Here is a 20,143-nt window from a genome sequence, read left to right as displayed (position 1 = left end):
CGCACCGCCATTCTGCATATCGAGGCTCATGCCGTACGACCGCGATACTCTGCCGTCGATCATCAGGTTCGACGAAGAGGCGGGGAATGGGAACGATTCACGAGGTCATCGAGGCGTTCCGGCAGGCTCCGTCGAACTCTGAACGGGGCACCAAGTTCGAGAAGCTGATGGTCCGATACTTCGAGCTGGACCCCACGCAAGCTCAGGAGTACGACGCGGTGTGGCGGTGGATCGACTACCCCGACCGCAAGGGCAAACCCGACACCGGCATCGACCTGGTGGCGCGGTCCCGCGACACGGGTGAACTGACCGCGATTCAGTGCAAGTTCTACGAGCCCGAGCACACCTTGTCCAAGGGGGATATCGACTCGTTCTTCACCGCGCTCGGCAAGGCCCCGTTCGCCAAGGGAATCATCGTCTCGACCACGGACAAGTGGGGCAAGAACGCCGAAGACACTCTCGAAGACCAGTCCAAGCCCGTGTCGCGGCTGTCGCTGGCTGAGATTGCGGGCTCTCCGATTGACTGGGAGGTCGAGTGGGCGGGCGACCACATCAGCAGATCGCCGTTGAGAAGGTGTTCGCAGGCTTCGGGGTCGGCAACGCGCGCGGCAAGCTCATCATGGCATGCGGCACCGGTAAGACTTTCACCTCGCTGAGGATCGCCGAACGCACCGCCAAAGAGAACAACGGACAAGCCTTCATCTTGTTCTGTGTCCCGTCCATCTCTCTGCTTTCCCAAACACTTCGGGAATGGACCGCACAGACCACCATGCCGCTGCGGGCGTTCGCGGTGTGCTCGGACACCAAGGTCTCCCGCGCCGCCGAAGACTCCAAGGTTCACGACGTAGCTATCCCGGTGACTACCAAGGCTGACCAACTCGCTGCCGCTCTCGTCTCGCACGGGAAGTCCGAAGGGATGACGGTGGTGTTCACCACATACCAGTCCCTCCCCGCAGTGTCGGGAGCACAAGGGCTCGGAGCACCCAGCTTCGACCTGGTGCTCTGCGACGAGGCGCACCGCACCACCGGAGTGACGTTGTACGGCGAGGACGAGTCAAACTTCGTCCGCATCCACGACAAGGACTTCATCAAAGCCGAGCGGCGACTGTACATGACCGCCACGCCGCGCATCTATGACCAGAAGGTCAAAGGCAAGGCAGAAGAACACTCCGCCGAGATTACGTCGATGGACAACGAGGAGGTCTATGGACCCGAGTTCCATCACCTACCGTTCGGCGAAGCCGTCGAGAAAGGCTTGCTCACCGACTACAAGGTGCTCGTGCTGACCGTGGATCAGAACCTGGTCGCAGGTCCGATGCAAAATCAGCTCGCCGGTCCCGACAACGAATTGAATCTCGATGACGCGACCCGCATCGTGGGCTGCTGGAACGGACTCGCCAAACGAGCGGGCGCGACCGTGGATGGCACAGGATTTGCCCCCGGCGAGAATCCGATGCGTCGCGCAGTCGCGTTCGCCAAGGACATCGCCGCGTCGAAACAGGTAGCCGAAATGTTCCCCCGCGTCGTTGACGCCTACCGCGACACTCTGGACGATGACAGCGATGACGACAGCGCGACCACCAACAACCCGGACCTCTATTGCTCTGTGCAGCACGTGGACGGCACGTTCAACGCCCTGCAACGCAACGCACGGCTGTCCTGGCTGAAAGCCCCTCTGGCAGAGAATGAATGTCGCATCCTCACGAACGCCCGCTGCCTATCCGAAGGCGTGGATGTCCCTGCCCTGGACGCGGTGCTGTTCCTGCATCCCCGCAACTCGATTGTCGATGTGGTGCAGTCAGTCGGTCGCGTGATGCGCAAAGCCGAAGGCAAGAACTACGGCTACATCATCCTGCCTGTCGCCGTCCCCGCCGACATGAGCCCCTCGCAAGCACTGTCGGACAACCGCCGATTCAAGGTGGTGTGGGACGTCCTCAACGCGCTGCGCGCCCACGACGAACGCTTCGACGCCCATGTGAACTCCATTGCCCTGAACACGGGCAAGAACACCGTCAAGAGCGGTAAAGGCAGCAGCGCCCTGCTCGGCGGTCATATCGGTGCCGCCGACCCAAACACCGACGAATCACTGAAACCCAGAGGCGAATCCTCCGACACCGGTACCGATTCAGGCGACGACTCTTCCGGCTTCACCTCCCAGATGGCTCTGTTCTCGTTGTCGCAATGGCGCGAAGCGATCTTTGCCCGCATCGTGGACAAGGTGGGCAAACGCGCCTACTGGGAAGACTGGGCACATGACGTTGCCGGTATCTCCACTGCGCTCATCGCCCGCATCACAGCCGTCCTGGACAAGGGCAACAAGAAGACCGCCAAGGAGTTCGACCGGTTCCTGAAAGGGTTGCGCGACAACCTCAACGACTCCATTAGCGAAGCTGACGCGATCAGCATGCTGTCCCAGCACCTGATCACCAAACCAGTCTTCGATGCGCTGTTCGAGGGGCACGACTTCGCCTCCCACAACCCCGTGTCCAAGGTCATGCAACGCATGGTGGACACCCTCGGCGGCAGTGGTCTGGAATCCGAGACTAACGACCTGGAGAAGTTCTACGATTCCGTTCGTGTCCGGGCCTCGGAAGTCAACAGCGCCGAAGGCAAGCAACAGGTGATTGCCGAACTCTACGAGCGCTTCTTCAAGATCGGGTTCGCCAAACAGGCTGAGGCACTGGGCATCGTCTACACCCCCGTGCAGGTCGTGGACTGGATTCTATACGCCGCTGACACTGTGTCCCGCCAGCATTTCGGCAAGGGGTTGACCGATGAGAACGTGCACATCCTCGACCCGTTCGTGGGCACCGGCACCTTCGTCGCACGACTCATGCAAACAGGGCTCATCACCCCGAAAGACTTGGCACGCAAATACGCAGGCGAGCTGCACGCCAACGAAATCATGCTGCTCGCCTACTACGTCGCAGCGGTCAACATCGAATCCACCTACCACGCCCTGGCAGGCAAGACCGAGGCTGACGAATACGAACCTTTCCCCGGCATCGTTCTCGCGGACACATTCCAAATCAGCGAGTCCGACGACACCTTCGACGCTGAGATGTTCCCGCAGAACAATGAACGCATCACCAAACAGCTCGCCACGAAAATCAATGTCATCGTTGCCAACCCGCCCTACTCAGTGGGTCAGGACAGTGCCAATGACAACAACGCGAACATCAAGTACCCCACCCTCGATAAGCACATCGAGAACACGTACGCCAAAAGGTCAACGGCGACCAACAAGAACAGCCTCTACGACTCCTACATCCGCGCCTTCCGGTGGGCGTCCAGCCGTATTGGAGATACCGGCGTCGTAGCCTTTGTCTCCAACGGCGGGTGGATCGACGGAAACACGCAGGACGGTATGCGCCTCACCCTCGCAGCGGACTACTCAGACATCTACGTTTACAACCTCCGTGGCAACCAGAAGGATTCCAACTGGAAAGCGGAGGGAGGGAAGATATTTGGATCGGGATCGCAGAATACGATCGCCATCTTCATCGGGGTGAAAGACCCAGCCTCAACCACACCGCGTGCCATTCACTACCGCGACATCGGGGACTACCTGACCCGCGACGACAAGCTGCGCATCCTTGATTCCGACGACATCGAAGCCGTTGAGTGGGAGTCGATTACCCCCAACAAGCACGGCGACTGGATCAACCATCGCGACGACAACTATGGGTCGTATCCAGCGATTGGAGACAAAGACACCAAGACGCTCCGTGTGTTCCAAGTGCACTCCGGCGGCTTGAAGACCAACCGCGACCTATGGGTTTACAACTACTCAATTCAGTCGCTACACAACCAACTAAAGCGAATGATCACGTTCTACAACCAGCACGTGAAGGAGTTCACCAGCAAGCACGAAGCGGCGAGTCTATCGGATCGAAAGAAAGCAGCGGCAGGATTCGGCAGTTCGGACCCCAGCAAGATTAGCTGGAGCGGCACCCTACGGTCCGAGTTAGCCTCTTTGCGAGCTGTTGAGTACAGCGCTGAAGCCGTCAGGACCGGCACCTATCGACCATTTGAGAAGCAACACGTCTACTTCGACAAGGTGCTGAATGAGCGGCGCTATCAACTCCCGACCATGTTTCCGACGCCCCACCACAGGAACACTGGAATCGTATTGACAGCGCCCGCTTCACATTTCGAGTTCACACCATTCATCACGCGGCTGCTTCCGAACCTCCACACCTTGGACACAGGGCAGTACTTCCCTCGTTACACCTACGAGAAGTTCGAAGCCGAGGAAGGCACCCTCGACATCTTGATCAGCAACGCGGAGGTCGATGAGTGGGGCTACCGCCGCATCGACAACATCACCGACAACATCCTCAGCTTGTACCGAAACACGCTGGCCGAGGAGAAGATCACCAAGGATAACATCTTTGAGTTCGTCTATGGTCTGCTGCATTCCCCGAGCTACCGCACCAAGTACGTCGCCGACCTGAAGAAGATGCTTCCACGAATCCCGACACCTAATTCTCTGGATGAGTTCGAGCAGTTCAGGCTTGCCGGAAGACAACTCATGATCCTGCACGCGGACTACGAGGATGCTGAGCCGTACGCGCTTGACGTGCAGCTCAAGAACGGCGCGGACCCGCAGGACCGTGAAACGTGGCGAGTTCAGAAGATGAAATGGAAGTCCAAGACGGACCATTCGACCATCGTCTACAGCCCGCAGGTCATCGTTTCCGGCATCCCCGATGACGCCGAGCGCTACGTGCTCGGATCACGGTCGGCGTTGGGCTGGATCATCGACCGCTACCAGGTCAAGACCGACAAGGATTCGGGCATCGTCAATGACCCGAACGACTGGTGCGACGAACACGATGACCCAACTTACATCGTGGACCTCATCAAGAAGGTGACGACGGTCGCCGTGGAGACTATGCAGATCGTGGATTCGTTGCCGTAGTGGGGATTAACACCCTGCCTACCTACAGCGCTGCGCGGCCTGGCTCGTCTGTGGGCTCCTCGTCACACGAGCAACGCAAGAGTTGTCTGTTCTGACGGAACATCAGCGGGCGGTGACGTTCACCAGCAGGTGCTCCAGTTCGTTTGGGTCGATCTTTATGAGGCGTGGGCCGATACGGTATGCAGTTAGGCGACCAGCCGCAATGTAGCGGCGGATGGTGCGGGGGCATACGTCGAGCCGGTCAGCAGCCTCGGCGATCGAGATCAATCGCAGCCGGGGCGACGGGGCGGAGCGCTTCACGACTGAGCCTCCCGTAGGGCGGCGCGGTACTCGGTGAATGCGATGCGCCTGGCCTCGATGTGGCGGTAGGCCGCGCTGATGACCAAAGCCCGGTCACCTAGGCTGGTATATCCGGCGCGGTCGAACTCCCAGCACACGCCCCAATCATTTTGGGAATCAACGCTTTCAACGTACCCGAGCTCCTGGCGAACTGACACATTCCGTTGGCGGGTCCAAGTGGCGCGGCGGGCGCGGAGTTCGCCGAGGGTAGTTGAGTAGCGGCGGGATTTAGTGGTGATATGCCCTCGGTAACCGAGGGTGTGCAGCCAACGCCCGATTCCCGTCAGCGACTCTATGCCGAGGTCGCAGGCACGGCCCGCCAGATGCTCAATAGTGGTCAGGATGGTCCGTACGTGGTCAGTCACGTCAAGGTCCGAAATGGCTTCGCCCGAGAGTCGGCGGGCGCTGATACCGAGTTCTTGTAAGGATTTGGTGACGTACTTTGCGAGGTATCCCGCAACCCGACGAGGCGACAACCGCCCGGTGGCGATACTGTTTTCCGGTGAATCATGTTGATCCACAGCACCTTCAGAGGTGATTGGTTGCGTGTCGATCTGAGTACCGAATCGTACGTTTACCGTTGGGGCCTCTGCGTCGTTGTCGGCGCGCGGGTCGGGAATGTCCAGGGTGGCGGTGCGTGCTGATTGTTGGATGAGTGCTGCCAGTTCAGCGGCAGTGACGGGCGACTCCCAGAGATGGCCGGTGTCGTGACGGTGCTCCCCACCACCACGAGTGGCGGCGTGGCCGCGGGCTTTGTGGTCACCCACCGTCACGGTCTCGGGGTCTGTGGGATCGAGGCGGATGAGGGCGTGGATATGCGGGATGGCGCGGGCCTGCATCTCCACGACTTTCACGAAGCTGACCTTCACCGAACTAGGCGAGATGCCTTGATTTTTCAGGTACTTGGCAAGGTTGCGTCGGAGGGTGATGGTGAGGCGTCTCCATAGTTCGGGCAGGTGCCAGGTGAACAGCACGTGCCCGAGGTAATCGTAGCAGTGGACACATAGTGGCTGACCGACTGCCTTGTCGCCGTGATCGTGGATCTTGCTGCACCACAGTGGTTTTCCGTGTGGGCAGCGCCGGAACTCCCCGACCCGACGATGGTCCCGACACAGACTGGCCGTGCTGGCATGCACGGGGCCGAAGCTGGGCGCGGTGAGTGTCGCGAACACCTGCGGGTGACTGCTCACGGTGGCCGGGATGTCGTGGTGGCCTCCTGCGCATCCGGCGTGCACGAGGTGCCAGGTGTCGCGGGCATACAAATCCGAACATGACGGACACACTGATGCGCGGCGGTTATTGCACCGCGCCCACACAATCTTTTCCCGCCCGTAGTGGTCGGTGCCGACAAGCTGGATGGGGTGTGCACAGTATCCGACTGATTGGGCGCGCTGCCACCACGCCTCGAATCCCATGGAGCTAGCGCGGCGCAGCATTTGAACGATGATGGGCCGTGGGTCGATGGTGGCGGGGATACCCGGCAGGACCACTGCCGGGTTCCCTGCACCGCTGCGGGTTGTCACTGCTGCTCCTCTGCCGCGTTGTTGATGTCTTCGCTATCGGTGCCCTTGCGTGAGTGAGGCGTGGCGAAGATCCGCACCATGTAGGCGATATCGGCGTCGGTGACATGAAAGGCCCGTACCCGTGTGGGTTTGGCGGTGCCGTCGATCATCACGTACCCCACCCCCGGCGTGCTGTCGGGGATCAGGTCGCATTCGGCCCCGCCGTCGCGTGCGCCTTGGCCTAGGACCATGGCGGTTTGGGATGCTTCGGTCAGGCGTAGCCCGATGCGTACGGTAAACAGTTGCCGCAGCGGCAGGCTGTCTTTCGACGGGTCTTGAATCGCCCCCGCTACCGAGATGCCGACCGCGCGACCCTGTGAGAGCAGCAGACCCAAGAGTTGTTCAATCTCAGCGCGCACCTTGCGGTCGGTCACATACGCCGTCAGAGCGGCGATCTCGTCCACCACAATCACAAACAGCGGGTCGGCTTTAGTAGGCGTGTACAGGCGGGCTTGCCCGCGCAGCCGGTTGGCTCGCTCATTCATCAGATCGACCAACGCGCGCAACAGTTCCAAGGTTTGGCCGGTGGCATCGTGGGCGAAGAATGAGAACATCGGCTCCCCCGCCCCCAGTTCCATGCCGCCCTTGGGGTCGATCACGCACAACCGGACTCGCCCCGACTTGATATCCGGTGCCAATCCGGCGATCAGCGCCCACAACACCGAGCCCTTGCCCGCTCCGGTCGCACCGGCGACCAGGATGTGGTGGCCCAGGATCGGCAGCCGCCACAGCCCGCGTGTTTCCGTGACCCCCACAGGTATGGCCGACAGATTCACGCTCGCCCCGACAACGGGCCTCGGCAACTGCACGGTTTCGGCGAGCACGTCGCCGCGCATGACCGTCACTCGAATTTCGCCGGGTGTCGTCGCCGTGACGGTGACGCGGTCAGCCTTGAATGCCGCCCCGAGCGCATCAATCTGCTTCTGCCAGTTCGTGACGGACTGCCCGGTCACCACCGACACCTCTAGCACATCGGTGTACTCACCAATCGAGACAGCGCGCAGAGCCGGCACCAGTTCCCGTTCGCCGCGTTTGGCCGTTAAGCCGTGTAGGGCGCACACATGCGTCCAACGGCGGGTGTAGCGCCACCAGATCAGGAAACGTTTCCGTACTGGCTGAAATACCCACGCGTCGAACGAATCCTCATCAATGAATGCCCATATGCCATACGCGACGGTGAAGCCCATGGCGGCAAGGAATCCCGCGTTCATGCCGTACTTGACGGCCACGACGAGCGCGGCCACGGTAGGGATGCTGATGGCGGGGAACAAGATGGCCCACCACAGCAGGTATCCCGCCGCTTTCACTAGCCCAATCAGTAGCTCGCCGACCCATTTATCATTTGATGACTGGTTTGTGTTGCTGTTCTTGCTATTTGACGTATTCGACACGATCAATCACTCCTTCCAAGAAATCTGAGGGAGGGATCGCCCCGACCAACGCAAATCTGGCGCGCATGTGGCCGGGGCGTACCCCTCGACTAGGTGCGGGGCTGCCCGCCGCCAGCCTTGGCAGCGCTGTCTGCAGCGGTGATGGCATCAGCACGGAACGCCACCCCCGAGCGGCCTTCCTGAGACCACGGGGTAGCCACCAGGTTCGTAACCGTGACCGGCTGACCGACTGTGACTTTCGGCTCCCCCACCACGGTCACCGACAGCACATCGCCGCCATCGGCATCCAGGGCCATCATCTGCACCTGATGCAGCACCGCGCCCGTGGCCTTGTCGATCTTTGGCTGCCCGGAACCGAAATCGGTTCGCGGCTCAGGAGCCTTTGTGCACATAAACGACACCGCAGCGGTGTCCACCTTGAGTTTCATTCCCTTACTGCTCTTTTCGCTTGTAGTGTTCACGCCCGGTCAGGCGCTGGCTCCACTAAAGCTGGACATTTGGGACATGAGGGTGGACATTGGCGGGCATTTGGGACACGACCGGGGGCATTTGAGACATTCGGGTGGACATCTGCCGGGCACAAGGGCGGACATCGGCCTACTTGGCGGCTATCGGTGCTGGCCATGGCAGACTGAAGAGCCAGTAACGGTGACGGTGCGGCAAGAGGAGCAAAGAGTCCCGCGATGAGCACAGCTGGCGATACACAGGCCGATGCGGCCGCTATGGTCCCGAACGAGCGGCTGAAAGCTAAGTTGCGTGAGCACGGGCTTACCCAGGCCCAGTTCGCTCGGCGGGTCGGTGTCGAGTTAAAGACGGTGCGGCGCTGGCTGGCCAATGCCGATGCCAGCCTGCGCGAGGACAACGCATGCGAGGCCGCCAAGGTACTTCACTGCACCCCGCACGATTTGTGGCCTGCCAAATTCGCACCAGAAGCGGCCCCTATACGGCCCGACGCCCCGGTGCCTTTTAGCCCTACGATGTATGCCAGCCGCACTCAGGTGCCATTGGCGGTGTGGCACTAGCATTTCGCCGCCGCCCAGAACGGGATAGACGTCCTGGTTTTCGCAGCGACGTTCTTGTTCGACACGCTCGATGGCTTCACCACCACCCTCACCGACGCCGCTGGGCGTGGCGTACATGTGCGTTTCCTGGTAGGTGATCCTCACGGGGACAACATGGCCCTTCGCGGCGAAGAGGAAGGCATCGGCGAATCGGTGAAAGCCCGTTCGCATAACTCCGTTGAGCTGCTAAGGCCTTACGCGGCAACGTCAGGGTTTAATGTACGCACCCATCAAACCACCCTCTACAACTCGATCTTCCGCGTTGATGACGACATGATTATCAACTTCCACGTCTATGGCTCACCCGGACGCGACAACCCCGTGATGATCTTCTCCCGCAGTCAAGAACCCCGCCTATGGGCTACCTTTGAGCGCGCATTCGCCCAGGTCTGGGACGACGCTCAGCCCCTGGCAAGTCCCACGAATCCGTCACTGTAGGAAGGGCTTTACCGCATGGCGCGCACCGACTACTACAACGACCCGAACGCCCCCGAACCCAACAGCGTCGTGCCATCAGCCTCGGCCATCGTCACCGATGAACAAGGCCGTATCCTGCTGATCAAACGCCGCGACAACACCCTATGGGCACTGCCCGGAGGTGGCCATGACATCGGGGAGAGCATCGAACAGACCGCTATCCGCGAGGTTAAAGAAGAAACCGGCCTCAACGTCGAGATCACCGGCCTGGTAGGCATCTACACTAACCCCGCCCACGTGGTGGCTTTCTCCGATGGTGAAGTGCGCCAGCAATTCTCGCTATGCTTCGCCACCAACCTGCGCGGCGGGGAACTGGCCATCGATCACGAAAGCACCGACATCGCCTGGACCGAACCGGCCCACATCGAACAACTCAACATGCATCCGTCAATGCGGCTGCGCATCACCCACTACCTGGAACATCGGCCGACCCCGTACCTCGGATAGCGCGCCCGCTCACTGCCAGGACTGCACGCGCCTCACTGCAGCCAATAGATCATCACGCGATAGGTCAATGGCTTGGTGCACAGGATCATCCGGACCATACCGTTGCAATACCTCACCTAAGCGGACAGCAGCGGATACCGACGTGCCATCTGGGCCAGTTGTCAAATCACAGAATGTCAACGCATCCAACAGCTCACGGTCAGGCTCGGAGAACTCCGACAAACCCTGAACACCGCGTACCTGGGCCTCGACGGTGGCCCCGCTGTGAAATGCCACCAAGGACACGACCAACTCTGGGAAACCCTGACTGCGCACAAACCGTGCACCGTCGAGCGGATGAAAACCCGTCGCACGCACCGACGGTCCATAACCAATGTCGTGAGTCCACGCCGCAGCCACCAGACAGTCCCCAGCAGTCACGTCGAAGTGCCCCCGAATCCGCGCAGCAGCCGCCGCCACACCCTGCACATGCGCCCACCGACGCGGCAACTCAGCAAGCCGCGCCCCGGCCACCCGTCGCGCACGCTCGACCAGCTCGCCCATGACAACCAGCCTACGAGCCCCATGCCGCATAGCCAACGGCGACATTCACGCACTAACCCAACATGGCGATACAAGCTGAGCATGTCAGCGGGGGCGGCTACCGTCCGCTTCGCTCCCGTCCACCGCCCCCGAAAACGACCAGGCAACCGCCTGTCTAGAACGCCGAAAACAGCCCTTAACTGCGGTGAGTATTTCGTTTACTGCTATTAAAAGACTGCCGGCGTTTCCGGATGATCCGAGCTCGGAGCTTCGGGCTCGCCGGTTGGGTCCGCGTTCGCCGCCGTGATCTGACCCCTTTTTGTTTACCGGCCACTTCCGGGTGGGCTCTTCATCAGCACCTCGCACGCGAAATCTTCCATGCGCTCCAGCAGGCTCTCGAGACCGGCCAGCGTGTAGCAACGACTGCAGGGATCAATTGAGTCGAGGGCCGATACCATCAACTCATGTTGGGGGATAGGCGACTGCCGCACCGCGGGCACGGCAACGTCCGCTACACCTGCACCACGTCTCTTCCGGGACGGCTCGTCGAGTTCACCTTCGACTCCGTGCATGGACGAATCATCGACGGCAGGCACGTATTCGAAGCGGTCCCCCGGAACTTTTGGACAATCTCGAACGCGCCCTCACTGGCACCATCCAACGACCGCACCACTGGAGTCCACGCGTCCGCGCGATCCGCCGCGCCGTAGGCGTGCCTCGGAAATCCTCACAATGACACGCCTTCCCGGAAATCTCTTCTCTTCTGCAGCTCAATTCGCCACCGTGGCACCGAAGGATCTGATTGTTTTTCTAGCTTGACCGTGAGGAAAAGGTCACATTGAGCAAAACTCTCGTTGAGCGAGACGTAGGCGCTCGGCAGTTCTAAAGTACGTTGTGTCAGTCATTGCGAAGGGGGGGCGATGAAGTTTGTCCGGCTAGCTACCGTGCTGGTTATCACTGTTGCGGCACTCATGCCTGCGGGTTGCGGTGACCTAGCGACTCATGCGCCTGCGGGATATTTCAGCGCTTTCATCACTGAGCCGCGGAATCCGCTGGTCCCGGGAAACACCACTGAGAATCAAGGCGCGCGGATTTTGCGTTCGTTGTTCACTGCCCTTGTCGAGTTCAACAGTGATACCGCTGCCGTGGAATACAGCGGTGCCGCCGAGTCGATCACCAGCACAAACAATGTGAACTGGACGATAAAGCTTAAGCCCAGCTGGACATTCCACAACGGAGAGCCCGTGACCGCGCAGTCTTACGTGGACGCGTGGAACTACACGGCCCTAAGTACGAACGCACAAGGATCGTCGAGTTTTTTTGCCAACATCGATGGTTTCGATGACCTGCAGGGCGACTCCCAGACCAATGCCCCTCCTCGTGAAACAAAGATGCGCGGGCTGCAGTTTGTTGATGATCTGACCTTCACTGTGCGGCTCAGCGCGCCGTTCGCAATCTTTCCGATGACGTTGGGGTACAACGCGTTCCTGCCGCTGCCCAAGGTCTTCTATCAAGATCCGCAGAAATTTGGCGTGCACCCCATCGGCAACGGCCCGTTCAAGGCAGACACCGATTGGGTGCGCGGCGTCGGTTTCACACTGAGCCGCTACGACCAGTACCCGGGGCCAAAGAAAGCCAAGGGCAAAGGGATCGAGTTTCGGGTTTACACCGAGCTGCGCACCGCCTACACGGACATGCAGGCCGGCTCTCTCGATATCCAACTGGACCTTCCCGAGGACGCGTTCGAGAACGCCAAAGCCGAATTCGGGGATGCCTACCTGGAGCGGCAACGGTCGGACATCACGTCCCTGGGTTTCCCGCTCTACGATCAACGTTATGCCGATCCCCGTGTGCGGAAGGCGATTTCGATGGCCATCGACCGGGAAGTGATCTCATCGGTGATCTTTTCGGGCACCCAAACACCAGCAAGCTCATACGGATCCCCAGCGATCTTTGATTTCCGCAAGGGGGCCTGCGGGAAGCTATGCGAACTACACGTCGAAGAGGCCAACAAGCTGCTCGACGAGGCGGGCTTTGACCGCAGCCAACCAGTCGACCTGTGGTTCAACTCGGGCGCTGGGCACGAAGGCTGGGTGCAGGCGATAGGTCACCAGCTGCAATCGAACCTGGGATTGTCATACCGGCTCAAAACGTTGCCGTTCTCGCAGATTCTCCCGTTACAGGACCAGAAAGGGATGACAGGCCCTTTTCGCGACGGCTGGGTGATGGACTACCCATCGATCTACAACTTCTTGGATTCGCTATACGGGACAGTGGCACTACCCCCACGCGGCTCCAACCACACCTTCTACAGCAATCCAGAATTCGACAAACTCCTCCGCCAGGGCAACAGTGCACCCACGATCGAGGAAGCAAACCGTGGATACCAGAAGGCCGAAGACTTATTGTTCAAAGACTTTCCCGCCGCGCCACTGTTCTACGGAGTAAATCAAGCCGTGCACTCCAACCGAGTAAGCAACGTCAAGATCGGTATCAACGACTGCATCGAATGGGCCGACGTACAGGTCGCAGACTGACTCCAAAAAGTAGTTTCGAAGAGTGATGAATCGCGTCGACAAGCGCGACCACCACATTGCTAGTATTGGCCTTCGATCCGACTTGAGGCGGGGACTTCCACTAATCGCCGACGGCAACGACTGGGTAACCGGCCAGCTCACGTAAACGCCCATCACGTTCAGACAACGCGCTTTGTGCCTGAAGTTCCAAGCCCGATGGCCACCTGACAACGCCATAGCTGGGGAGAAGCCGACAGCCGCGCTCAGCCTTCGCTGAATAGGTGCCCGTGCCGAAAACGAACGTCCGGATGCCATGCGCGAGGCCCCAACTGATCGGCTCGTAGAACGTCGTATTGAAGTAGACGAAGTCGGAACCGAGCGCTGAGTACTCGAAGCCAGATAACCGAACATGCATCCGCTCGCCGTCGAGCAGGCACATCGTGAGGCCGATCGGTTTTCCATCGCGTGAACACAGGAAGACTCGGATGTCGTCCTCGACGGTGGCGCGCAGCGACGCGTAGTCCGCCAGGATCTGCTCGATAGATCCGCTGACGCCATACTTCTCGCGAAGCTGCAGTTGCAGCGCGGCGGTGCGCTCGTCCAACCGGGCGGTGCCGTGTTCAACGCTCACCTGCAGGCCGGAGTCCAGGAACCGCCGCCGTTCGCGCCGCCGCTTCGCCCGAGACTTCGACGGCAACGACATCAGATAGCCCTCGAAGTCGTCGGCATCGCAGACGAGCTCGGTATTCAGATCTACAAGGAAGGGGCGCTCAGACCCGAGTGCCGCCGCGACTACGTCCGCGTCTGCCCGATCCTGGAGGTAGAGGAAGCCGATGGTTAGGTAGCCTTCGCTGCGAGCCACTTCTGCGATGGCCTCTACGAGGCGCTGTAGCAACACGTCCCGATCGTGTCTCTCGACTGGCGGTAGCAGGAGGACGCAGTGCGCGCCCGAGACGGCTGCGACGAGATTAGGGAAAACCCCGAACGGCGCCTGCTCCGGTTCCTCGATGATCAAACTGCCTATGTTGTAGAGATCCATGGTGCGGGGGTCCGCTACTCGCCGGAGTGCGCACAGCCCTTGAAGTCGGCCTCGCCTATCCTCTAACCCGACATACATCATGCTGGACCCGGGAGCTCGTTCGCAGTATCTCAACCATCGCGCGCTGACGTAAAGGCCTTCCATCTGCAGCGCGGCCATCCGCTCTTCTGACAGTTCGTCGATGCTGTGCATCACCACCGTCCGCAGCGCGTCTGTTTCGGTACACGATTCTTGCCGTGTTGTATCTGGGCTCACGAGTCCACCGCCCGACCGCGCGCTAACGTCAACACTGCACCGCCGAGGGCGATCCGATCGTCGATGCGAAGCCGCAGATGTCCGTGTTGTGTCAAGTCCGTGCCTCCCTGGCGGACCGCGATCTCGGCGCGAACGCCCTCACGGCGGAGGAGGCTGGCGACAGACATTACCGCGCCGCCGGTCGCGGTATCCTCAGCGCCGGCAAGGGAAGTCGTGAACACACGCACTCGGACTCCCGCTTCATGGACACCGAAGATCACTAGGCCGTTGAGCCTGCTCTCGGTGCACAGATTTCGGACTGCAACGGCAGGGACCACAGCACCAGATAGGGCGTTTATGTCATCGCACCGCACCAGGAGTCGCGGCCGGGTGCCGCCGACTCGTACGGCATCCGCATGGCCGATCTGCTCGACGAGCCATCGCGGCGTCGTGCTCGCTTCCTCGTGGCTGTCGGCATCAGTTGATCCCGAGTGAGCCCACACCAGATCGCCCTCCCGCTCCACTTGTAGCGGTTCGGTGGTCAAATGCCGTACATCGTGTGACCGCCCAGACGGTAAATCGAGTGCGACAATTGAGGCGAGCGACGTCTGGACGCACTGTCCGAGCTCTTCGACGGGAGAGAACGTGCGCAACAGCACGCCTCGCTCGTCGGAGGACACTACGACGGCGGTGTCCGGAACGCCGAGGCGCTGTGCGGCGACTGCCGGGTCCGTGACCGCGCCAGGGTTGAGTACCACCGTGTGATTGCCGCCGACGACCCCGTCGACGAAAACGCGACCCCACCACAGCGGCCTCGCTGCTGACCCGGCGATCATCGCCGTGCCTCTGTTTCGAGCGCCGTAGCCACGATGTCAGTGGCTCTGGAGCACTCGGCTCGGGACAGCGTCAGTGGTGGAGTCAGCTTGATGACGTTACCGCGGGGGCCCCCCCGTAGAGCGAGCACACCGGCATGCTGCATTCGGCGCATCACGCGGGCCGTCGCATTCCCTGGAGTCGGTGTGCTGTCGTCTACGACGATGCCCATCATTAGTCCGCGACCGGTTGTTCGAAGTGAGATTCCCGGTACGTCCAGAGATGTAATGGCATTGTTGATTTCGATTCCACGGGTTACCACGTCTTGTAGTAGCTCGTCGTCAAGGCGTTCGAGAACGGCGAGGCCTGCCGCGCATGCGACCGGATTGGCGGAGAATGTGCTGGTCTGCGCCAGCGCGGGAATGCTTTCCATGATCTCGCGTGGACCTGCGACCAAGGACAAGGGCAACCCACCTCCGAGTGCCTTTCCGAGCACCATCAGATCCGGTATCACCGCATCGTGATCAATGCCGAACAGTCGCCCTGTGCGCCCGAGACCGGTGAAGATCTCATCGACGATGAGCAGCATGTCGCGCTCCCGAGTGTACTGGCGCAGCTCCTCGAGCAAGCCGGGCGCTGCGGCCTGCATTCCGCCAGCGCCCTGCACTACTTCAATGATCAGCCCGGCGACGTCGGCCGCGCCGAAGTCCGGGTGGTCAAGGATTTCCCGACCGTATGCGTACTGGGTCCGCATCTCATCAGTTGGCTCGCTTCCGGCCATTGGATCGAGATAACCGGGTGCCGCAGGATACGGCAGTGATAGCCCCGCGACGGGTACTTGCGTCACCCCGGCGCGGAACGCGGCATTGGCGGTCACGTTGAGCGATCCAGCGGTCTTGCCGTGGTATCCGCCCAGGAACCCCAACACTTGTGAGCGGCCAGTCGCCGCTCGCGCAACCTTGAGGGCACCTTCGACGGCCTCAGTGCCGGTCGTGCAAAACAGCAACACCGGATCCGGCCATGGAAGAAGCGCCGCAACGGCTTCGGTGAGCCTTGCTCGCGCGCTAGAGGTGAGCTGCCATCCGCCATGCACGAAGCTGCCGACCTGGGCCTGCATGGCAGCAACTACGGCCGGCGCTGAATGCCCAAGCGCGAGCACTCCCGACCCGGACGTCAGATCCATATAGCTTCTCCCGATCTCGTCGACAAGGAAAGAGCCTTGGGCCGAGTCAACTGCGATCCCAATGTCAGCCACAGCAGACATCGAAGGGGATTCCATTTTCGTGGCAACGGTGATCGAATCCGCGTGTGGTTCATTCGGCAAACCCGATGATGGGGCCGTATCTGCGACGCCGCTGGTGTCGATCATTGCCATCTCCGCTCGTTCACTAACAGGCCGATCCGTTCGACGAGCGCATCTGCGATCAGGGCGCCCTTCTGCGCAGATGCTGGGCGGGGATCCCCGAGAACACCGGTCGGCACCTCGTCCCTGGTGTAACTCTGCGGATTGTGTGCAAGTATTTCGACGTGCAAGTCATCGGCCAAAACGCCTCCAGCGGGCATAGCTCCAGCTGAGATCCGTTCTTTCACAACGTGTTCGGGATACCAATGCAGAAGAAGCGAGGTAAGCGCTTCTCCGGCGTGAGACTCTGAGGTCGACGTCGAATTGTTACGGATGACATCGGTTACGAGCTGTGCCCACTCGACAACGACCACGTCCGTGCCGAACTCACTGCTGAGCGTCCGTGCAGCGACCATCAACGGCTCGTGATTCTCGTCGTGACCGTTCAGTAAGAGCAGCCGGTTGCCATACGCGCGCGCGGGCGCCGCGTACGCAATAACCTGCTCAATCAGCAGCGACGAGTCGATACGGATATGGGGCCACTCGCGGAATGCGTGCAAAGCGCCGACCCGGATTCCTGGAAGAATGAGCGATCCGTCACGCGCAGCGGCAATCTCGGCAAGGCGTTCAACTACCAGCGCATCGGCCATGAGCGGAAGGTGGGGGCCATGCTGCTCTATGCTCCCCGTAGTCAAAATCCAGTAGGGAATCGACCTGGCGCGCGCTTCGAATGCTGTCCAGCTCAAATTAGATAGATACAGCGACTGGTCGGATGAATGTGCGATCACGAGAGCCTTCCTCCGTCAACTAAAACTGTTTGGCCTGTGATGTAGGTGTTGGACCGGACAAAGAACTCCACGACATCGGCGACCTCGTCCACGGTCGCGAGTCGGCCGATCGGGATCTCACCGAGGTAACGATCAATAGCGGTCCGGTCATCCAGCCACCCCGGCGACCCAAATTTGCCTGGTGCGACCCCGCAGATCAGAACACCCTGTGAGGAGTACTGCGCAGCGAATGAGCGTGTCAGTGCGTCGAGCCCTGCCTTCGCTGCCGCATAGCCTGCTGTCGCGGTCGTCCTGCCGGTATAGGCGGCAGCAGAGCTGATGTTGACTACTCTGCCGACGCCCGCCTCTGCCATCGCAGGCACGATGTGGCGCATTGTTGTGTAGCAACTTGTGAGATTGATGTCGACGACCATGCTGAACAATTCAGTCCCGACGCTTCCAGGACTGATCCCGGTGTCAGGCTTGGGAGACCAGCCTTGGGCATTGACAAGAACGGACGGAGCGCCGCGACCTGCTATTAGTGCCTCGATTTCCCTGCCCACCAGTGCGTGATCGACTAGATCGAGTTTTACTGTCACGACGCCATCAACTGCCGACTCTGCCCGGTCGAGGACGACAACGTCGAGACCGCCGGCCCGCAGCCCGCGGGAGATCTGCGCTCCAAGATTGCCCGCTCCACCAGCGACGACTGCGTACTCTCGCCTCACGCAGCCGGGCTTTCCATCGCGGCAGTCATCTGGCGGACGTGGTCGAGATCGTGACCGGCCAGCACGGCGAGAAGAACCCTCACAGATTCTGCTCCGCGGTAGGAAAGTACCCCTCGACGACTTAGATCCCCCTCCGACAGCGATTCCACCAGGCGAACCGTGTTGAGCCGCAGAATCTCGAAGCGATGTAGGGCTTCATCGACAGACTCCAGATCGAAGAACCGTGTCCAGGGGTCGGAGTCGTATCCGAAAATCTCGGGTTCGTCCTCTGTGAGGATCGAGCGGATCCTCACAGCATTGACGGCCTCGTTATCGGCTAGATGATGGATCACTTGCACAGCGTTCCATTCGCCTTCTGCAGGTGAACGACGCCAGGTTTCTTCTGGATGGGAGTTGAAGATGCCACGGAATTGTGCAGGCGCGTCTCGCAGCAATTGCAAAACATGGGCTCCTCCGCCGCTGAGAACGATTTCGAACGCGTTGCGTTGGCCGGGCGTCGATTCTTGGGCGGCAAGCTCTTTCACCGCCTGCGCGCGCAGCGCAGGATCGTCGGCCGAATCGACGAGTTGGTCGAGAAGGACAGCAAGGTCAACGGTCATGACAGTTCTCCAGACTTTGTGACGGCGAGCGGGGCGTTGAAGAGATGACTCCGAAAAAGCGCGAGGCTTAGTAGGACGAGAGATAAGACACAGGCAAGTACCGCGGCGTAGAACAGCGCAGTCTTACCGAAACCAATGCTGGTCGCGAGGACCCCGAACGTGGGTAGGAATAGGACCGCCAGGAGCGAGGTCGCAAACTCTTGGGCGATCGCGATCCGGCCGAGGATCTGCGGTTCAGAACGTAACTGGAGCATGGTGTCGGTCGCGCTGCCGCCGAGCGCGGCTGATAAACCGAGCACCATAAACGCGATTGTCGCGAAGGCAAGGCTGGAAGAGATCCCAACGCCGGCTAGCCCGAGCCCTGCGAGTATGACTGACGCGACCAGCAACATTGGCAGGCGCGCGCTAGGAGCCCGCCGCGTGAAGAAGACCACTCCGAGTGCACCAAGGGTCTCGCCGCCGTCCAGCAGTGCAATACCGAGTGATCCTCCGTTGAAGGCACTGTTGACAGGGGCCACGAGCACGATGCTGATTGACGTCACGAGAGCCGGTATTGCGCCTACCGCGAAATGGATTATCACGGTCGGCACCGAACGGATGACGCTGCCGAGTTCTCGCCAAGGGCCAATGATCGATCGAACTATTGAACCTGCGTCCTGGGGGGCGCTTTCTCGCGCTTCCAGCGGCTGTACATGTGGACGAAGGCGCAGTAGCAGCGCGCTACCGAGAAGAAACAGTGCAGACACTCCAACCAGTGCTGAGGGGGCGCCAGCGATAGCGTTCAGTCCGCTTACCGCGGCCAGCCCACCCAGCTGGGCGATCTGGAGCAAACCGAAGCGGATGCTGTTCACTCGAACCAATTCTGTGGTGTGGCAGACGCGACCTACGAGAGCAAAACTTGCCGAACGGTAGATCGGGCGAAGGACGCTGACCAAAAGGAACACGATGATTGCTGGTGCGGCTTTCCCAGTCGCGAGGACCATCGCCCCGCCAACGAGTACGGCTACACCGCGGGCGGTGTTACATACCAGGGCGACCGGAAGTAGTCGCAGTCTGTCTAAGATGCTGCCGCCGACGAGTTGACCGGCCAAGCCGAGTAAATACTCTGCAGCCACAGCGATTCCGAATGCTGCCGCTGACCCAGTCGCGGCGAATAACGTCAGGCCGATGGCGAGTGTGAAGCCGCCAACGCCAGCGTTAGTGACTGTGAAGGCGACGAGGTAGATCTTTGCGGGGGCGGATAGCTGGGCAAGCCGCGGCTCTGCTGCATGGCCAGGATGAACTTCGGTGGGAGTCACGAGCGAGAGACCATCGCCGAGAGCACTATCACTGCATGGACGGCGTTGTCCTGAGCCGTTTTTGGGAGGGGTCGCGCGGTGTTG

15 protein-coding genes and 2 pseudogenes are annotated in these 20,143 nt (G+C 60.6%); 5 read left to right on the top strand and 12 right to left on the bottom strand.

Going from position 1 to position 20,143, the window contains the following annotated elements:
* Positions 1 to 86 precede the first annotated feature (86 nt).
* Positions 87 to 4,924, top strand: a pseudogene (locus BB28_RS08105) (DEAD/DEAH box helicase).
* A gap of 102 nt (positions 4,925 to 5,026) precedes the next feature.
* Here BB28_RS08105 and BB28_RS08100 read toward each other — a convergent pair.
* From BB28_RS08100 to BB28_RS08085, 4 genes are all read right to left on the bottom strand, one after another.
* Complete coding sequence (locus BB28_RS08100; RefSeq protein ID WP_046253123.1) at positions 5,027 to 5,224, bottom strand: helix-turn-helix domain-containing protein; 198 nt, start codon at positions 5,222 to 5,224, stop codon at positions 5,027 to 5,029.
* Entirely contained in the window at positions 5,221 to 6,786 is a 1,566-nt protein-coding gene (locus BB28_RS08095; protein WP_046253122.1) for a replication initiator, read from the bottom strand. The genes BB28_RS08100 and BB28_RS08095 overlap by 4 nt, the downstream gene beginning before the upstream one ends.
* On the bottom strand, positions 6,783 to 8,216 hold the full coding sequence (locus BB28_RS08090; RefSeq protein WP_419894513.1) for an FtsK/SpoIIIE domain-containing protein: 1,434 nt from the start codon (positions 8,214 to 8,216) through the stop codon (positions 6,783 to 6,785). Before BB28_RS08090 ends, BB28_RS08095 begins: the two co-directional genes overlap by 4 nt.
* 89 nt (positions 8,217 to 8,305) lie before the next feature.
* Complete coding sequence (locus BB28_RS08085) at positions 8,306 to 8,644, bottom strand: SCO3933 family regulatory protein (RefSeq protein ID WP_046253121.1); 339 nt, start codon at positions 8,642 to 8,644, stop codon at positions 8,306 to 8,308.
* A gap of 255 nt (positions 8,645 to 8,899) precedes the next feature.
* On the opposite strand from BB28_RS08085, the pseudogene BB28_RS08080 reads away from it, so the two are divergent.
* Positions 8,900 to 9,715, top strand: a pseudogene (locus BB28_RS08080) (helix-turn-helix domain-containing protein).
* 15 nt (positions 9,716 to 9,730) lie between these two features.
* A complete protein-coding gene (locus BB28_RS08075) occupies positions 9,731 to 10,201 on the top strand; it encodes an NUDIX hydrolase (protein WP_046253120.1) in 471 nt (156 codons plus the stop codon).
* Positions 10,202 to 10,210: 9 nt separating this feature from the next.
* Here BB28_RS08075 and BB28_RS08070 read toward each other — a convergent pair whose 3' ends face one another.
* Positions 10,211 to 10,744, bottom strand: coding sequence for an HD domain-containing protein (locus tag BB28_RS08070; protein ID WP_081252230.1), 534 nt, complete (start codon positions 10,742 to 10,744; stop codon positions 10,211 to 10,213).
* A gap of 443 nt (positions 10,745 to 11,187) precedes the next feature.
* Between BB28_RS08070 and BB28_RS25005 the strand changes: the two genes are divergently transcribed.
* Both BB28_RS25005 and BB28_RS08060 read left to right on the top strand, forming a co-directional pair.
* A complete protein-coding gene (locus BB28_RS25005) occupies positions 11,188 to 11,433 on the top strand; it encodes a hypothetical protein (RefSeq protein ID WP_126315381.1) in 246 nt (81 codons plus the stop codon).
* Between the two features lie 210 nt (positions 11,434 to 11,643).
* Positions 11,644 to 13,260, top strand: coding sequence for a peptide ABC transporter substrate-binding protein (locus BB28_RS08060; RefSeq protein WP_046253117.1), 1,617 nt, complete (start codon positions 11,644 to 11,646; stop codon positions 13,258 to 13,260).
* Positions 13,261 to 13,360: 100 nt separating this feature from the next.
* Here BB28_RS08060 and BB28_RS08055 read toward each other — a convergent pair whose 3' ends face one another.
* The 7 genes from BB28_RS08055 to BB28_RS08025 form a co-directional block, all read right to left on the bottom strand.
* Complete coding sequence (locus tag BB28_RS08055) at positions 13,361 to 14,278, bottom strand: GNAT family N-acetyltransferase (protein ID WP_157889431.1); 918 nt, start codon at positions 14,276 to 14,278, stop codon at positions 13,361 to 13,363.
* Positions 14,279 to 14,529: 251 nt separating this feature from the next.
* On the bottom strand, positions 14,530 to 15,348 hold the full coding sequence (locus tag BB28_RS08050; protein WP_046253115.1) for a PhzF family phenazine biosynthesis protein: 819 nt from the start codon (positions 15,346 to 15,348) through the stop codon (positions 14,530 to 14,532).
* Positions 15,345 to 16,580 (bottom strand): aspartate aminotransferase family protein, encoded by a 1,236-nt coding sequence (locus tag BB28_RS08045; RefSeq protein ID WP_157889430.1) that lies wholly within the window; start codon positions 16,578 to 16,580, stop codon positions 15,345 to 15,347. The genes BB28_RS08050 and BB28_RS08045 overlap by 4 nt, the downstream gene beginning before the upstream one ends.
* 110 nt (positions 16,581 to 16,690) lie before the next feature.
* Complete coding sequence (locus BB28_RS08040) at positions 16,691 to 17,455, bottom strand: creatininase family protein (protein ID WP_075874210.1); 765 nt, start codon at positions 17,453 to 17,455, stop codon at positions 16,691 to 16,693.
* Positions 17,452 to 18,162, bottom strand: a complete 711-nt coding sequence (locus BB28_RS08035; protein WP_052740163.1) for an SDR family NAD(P)-dependent oxidoreductase — start codon at positions 18,160 to 18,162, stop codon at positions 17,452 to 17,454. The genes BB28_RS08040 and BB28_RS08035 overlap by 4 nt, the downstream gene beginning before the upstream one ends.
* Positions 18,159 to 18,761, bottom strand: coding sequence for a DinB family protein (locus BB28_RS08030; RefSeq protein ID WP_046253113.1), 603 nt, complete (start codon positions 18,759 to 18,761; stop codon positions 18,159 to 18,161). The genes BB28_RS08035 and BB28_RS08030 overlap by 4 nt, the downstream gene beginning before the upstream one ends.
* Positions 18,758 to 20,059 carry an MFS transporter gene (locus BB28_RS08025; protein WP_046253112.1) on the bottom strand — a complete coding sequence of 434 codons (1,302 nt, stop codon included), beginning with the start codon at positions 20,057 to 20,059 and terminating at the stop codon, positions 18,758 to 18,760. Before BB28_RS08025 ends, BB28_RS08030 begins: the two co-directional genes overlap by 4 nt.
* Positions 20,060 to 20,143: the final 84 nt, after the last annotated feature.

This window comes from Mycobacteroides chelonae CCUG 47445 (assembly GCF_001632805.1).
Classification (GTDB): domain Bacteria; phylum Actinomycetota; class Actinomycetes; order Mycobacteriales; family Mycobacteriaceae; genus Mycobacterium; species Mycobacterium chelonae.
This window is presented reverse-complemented; position numbering and strand designations above follow the sequence as displayed.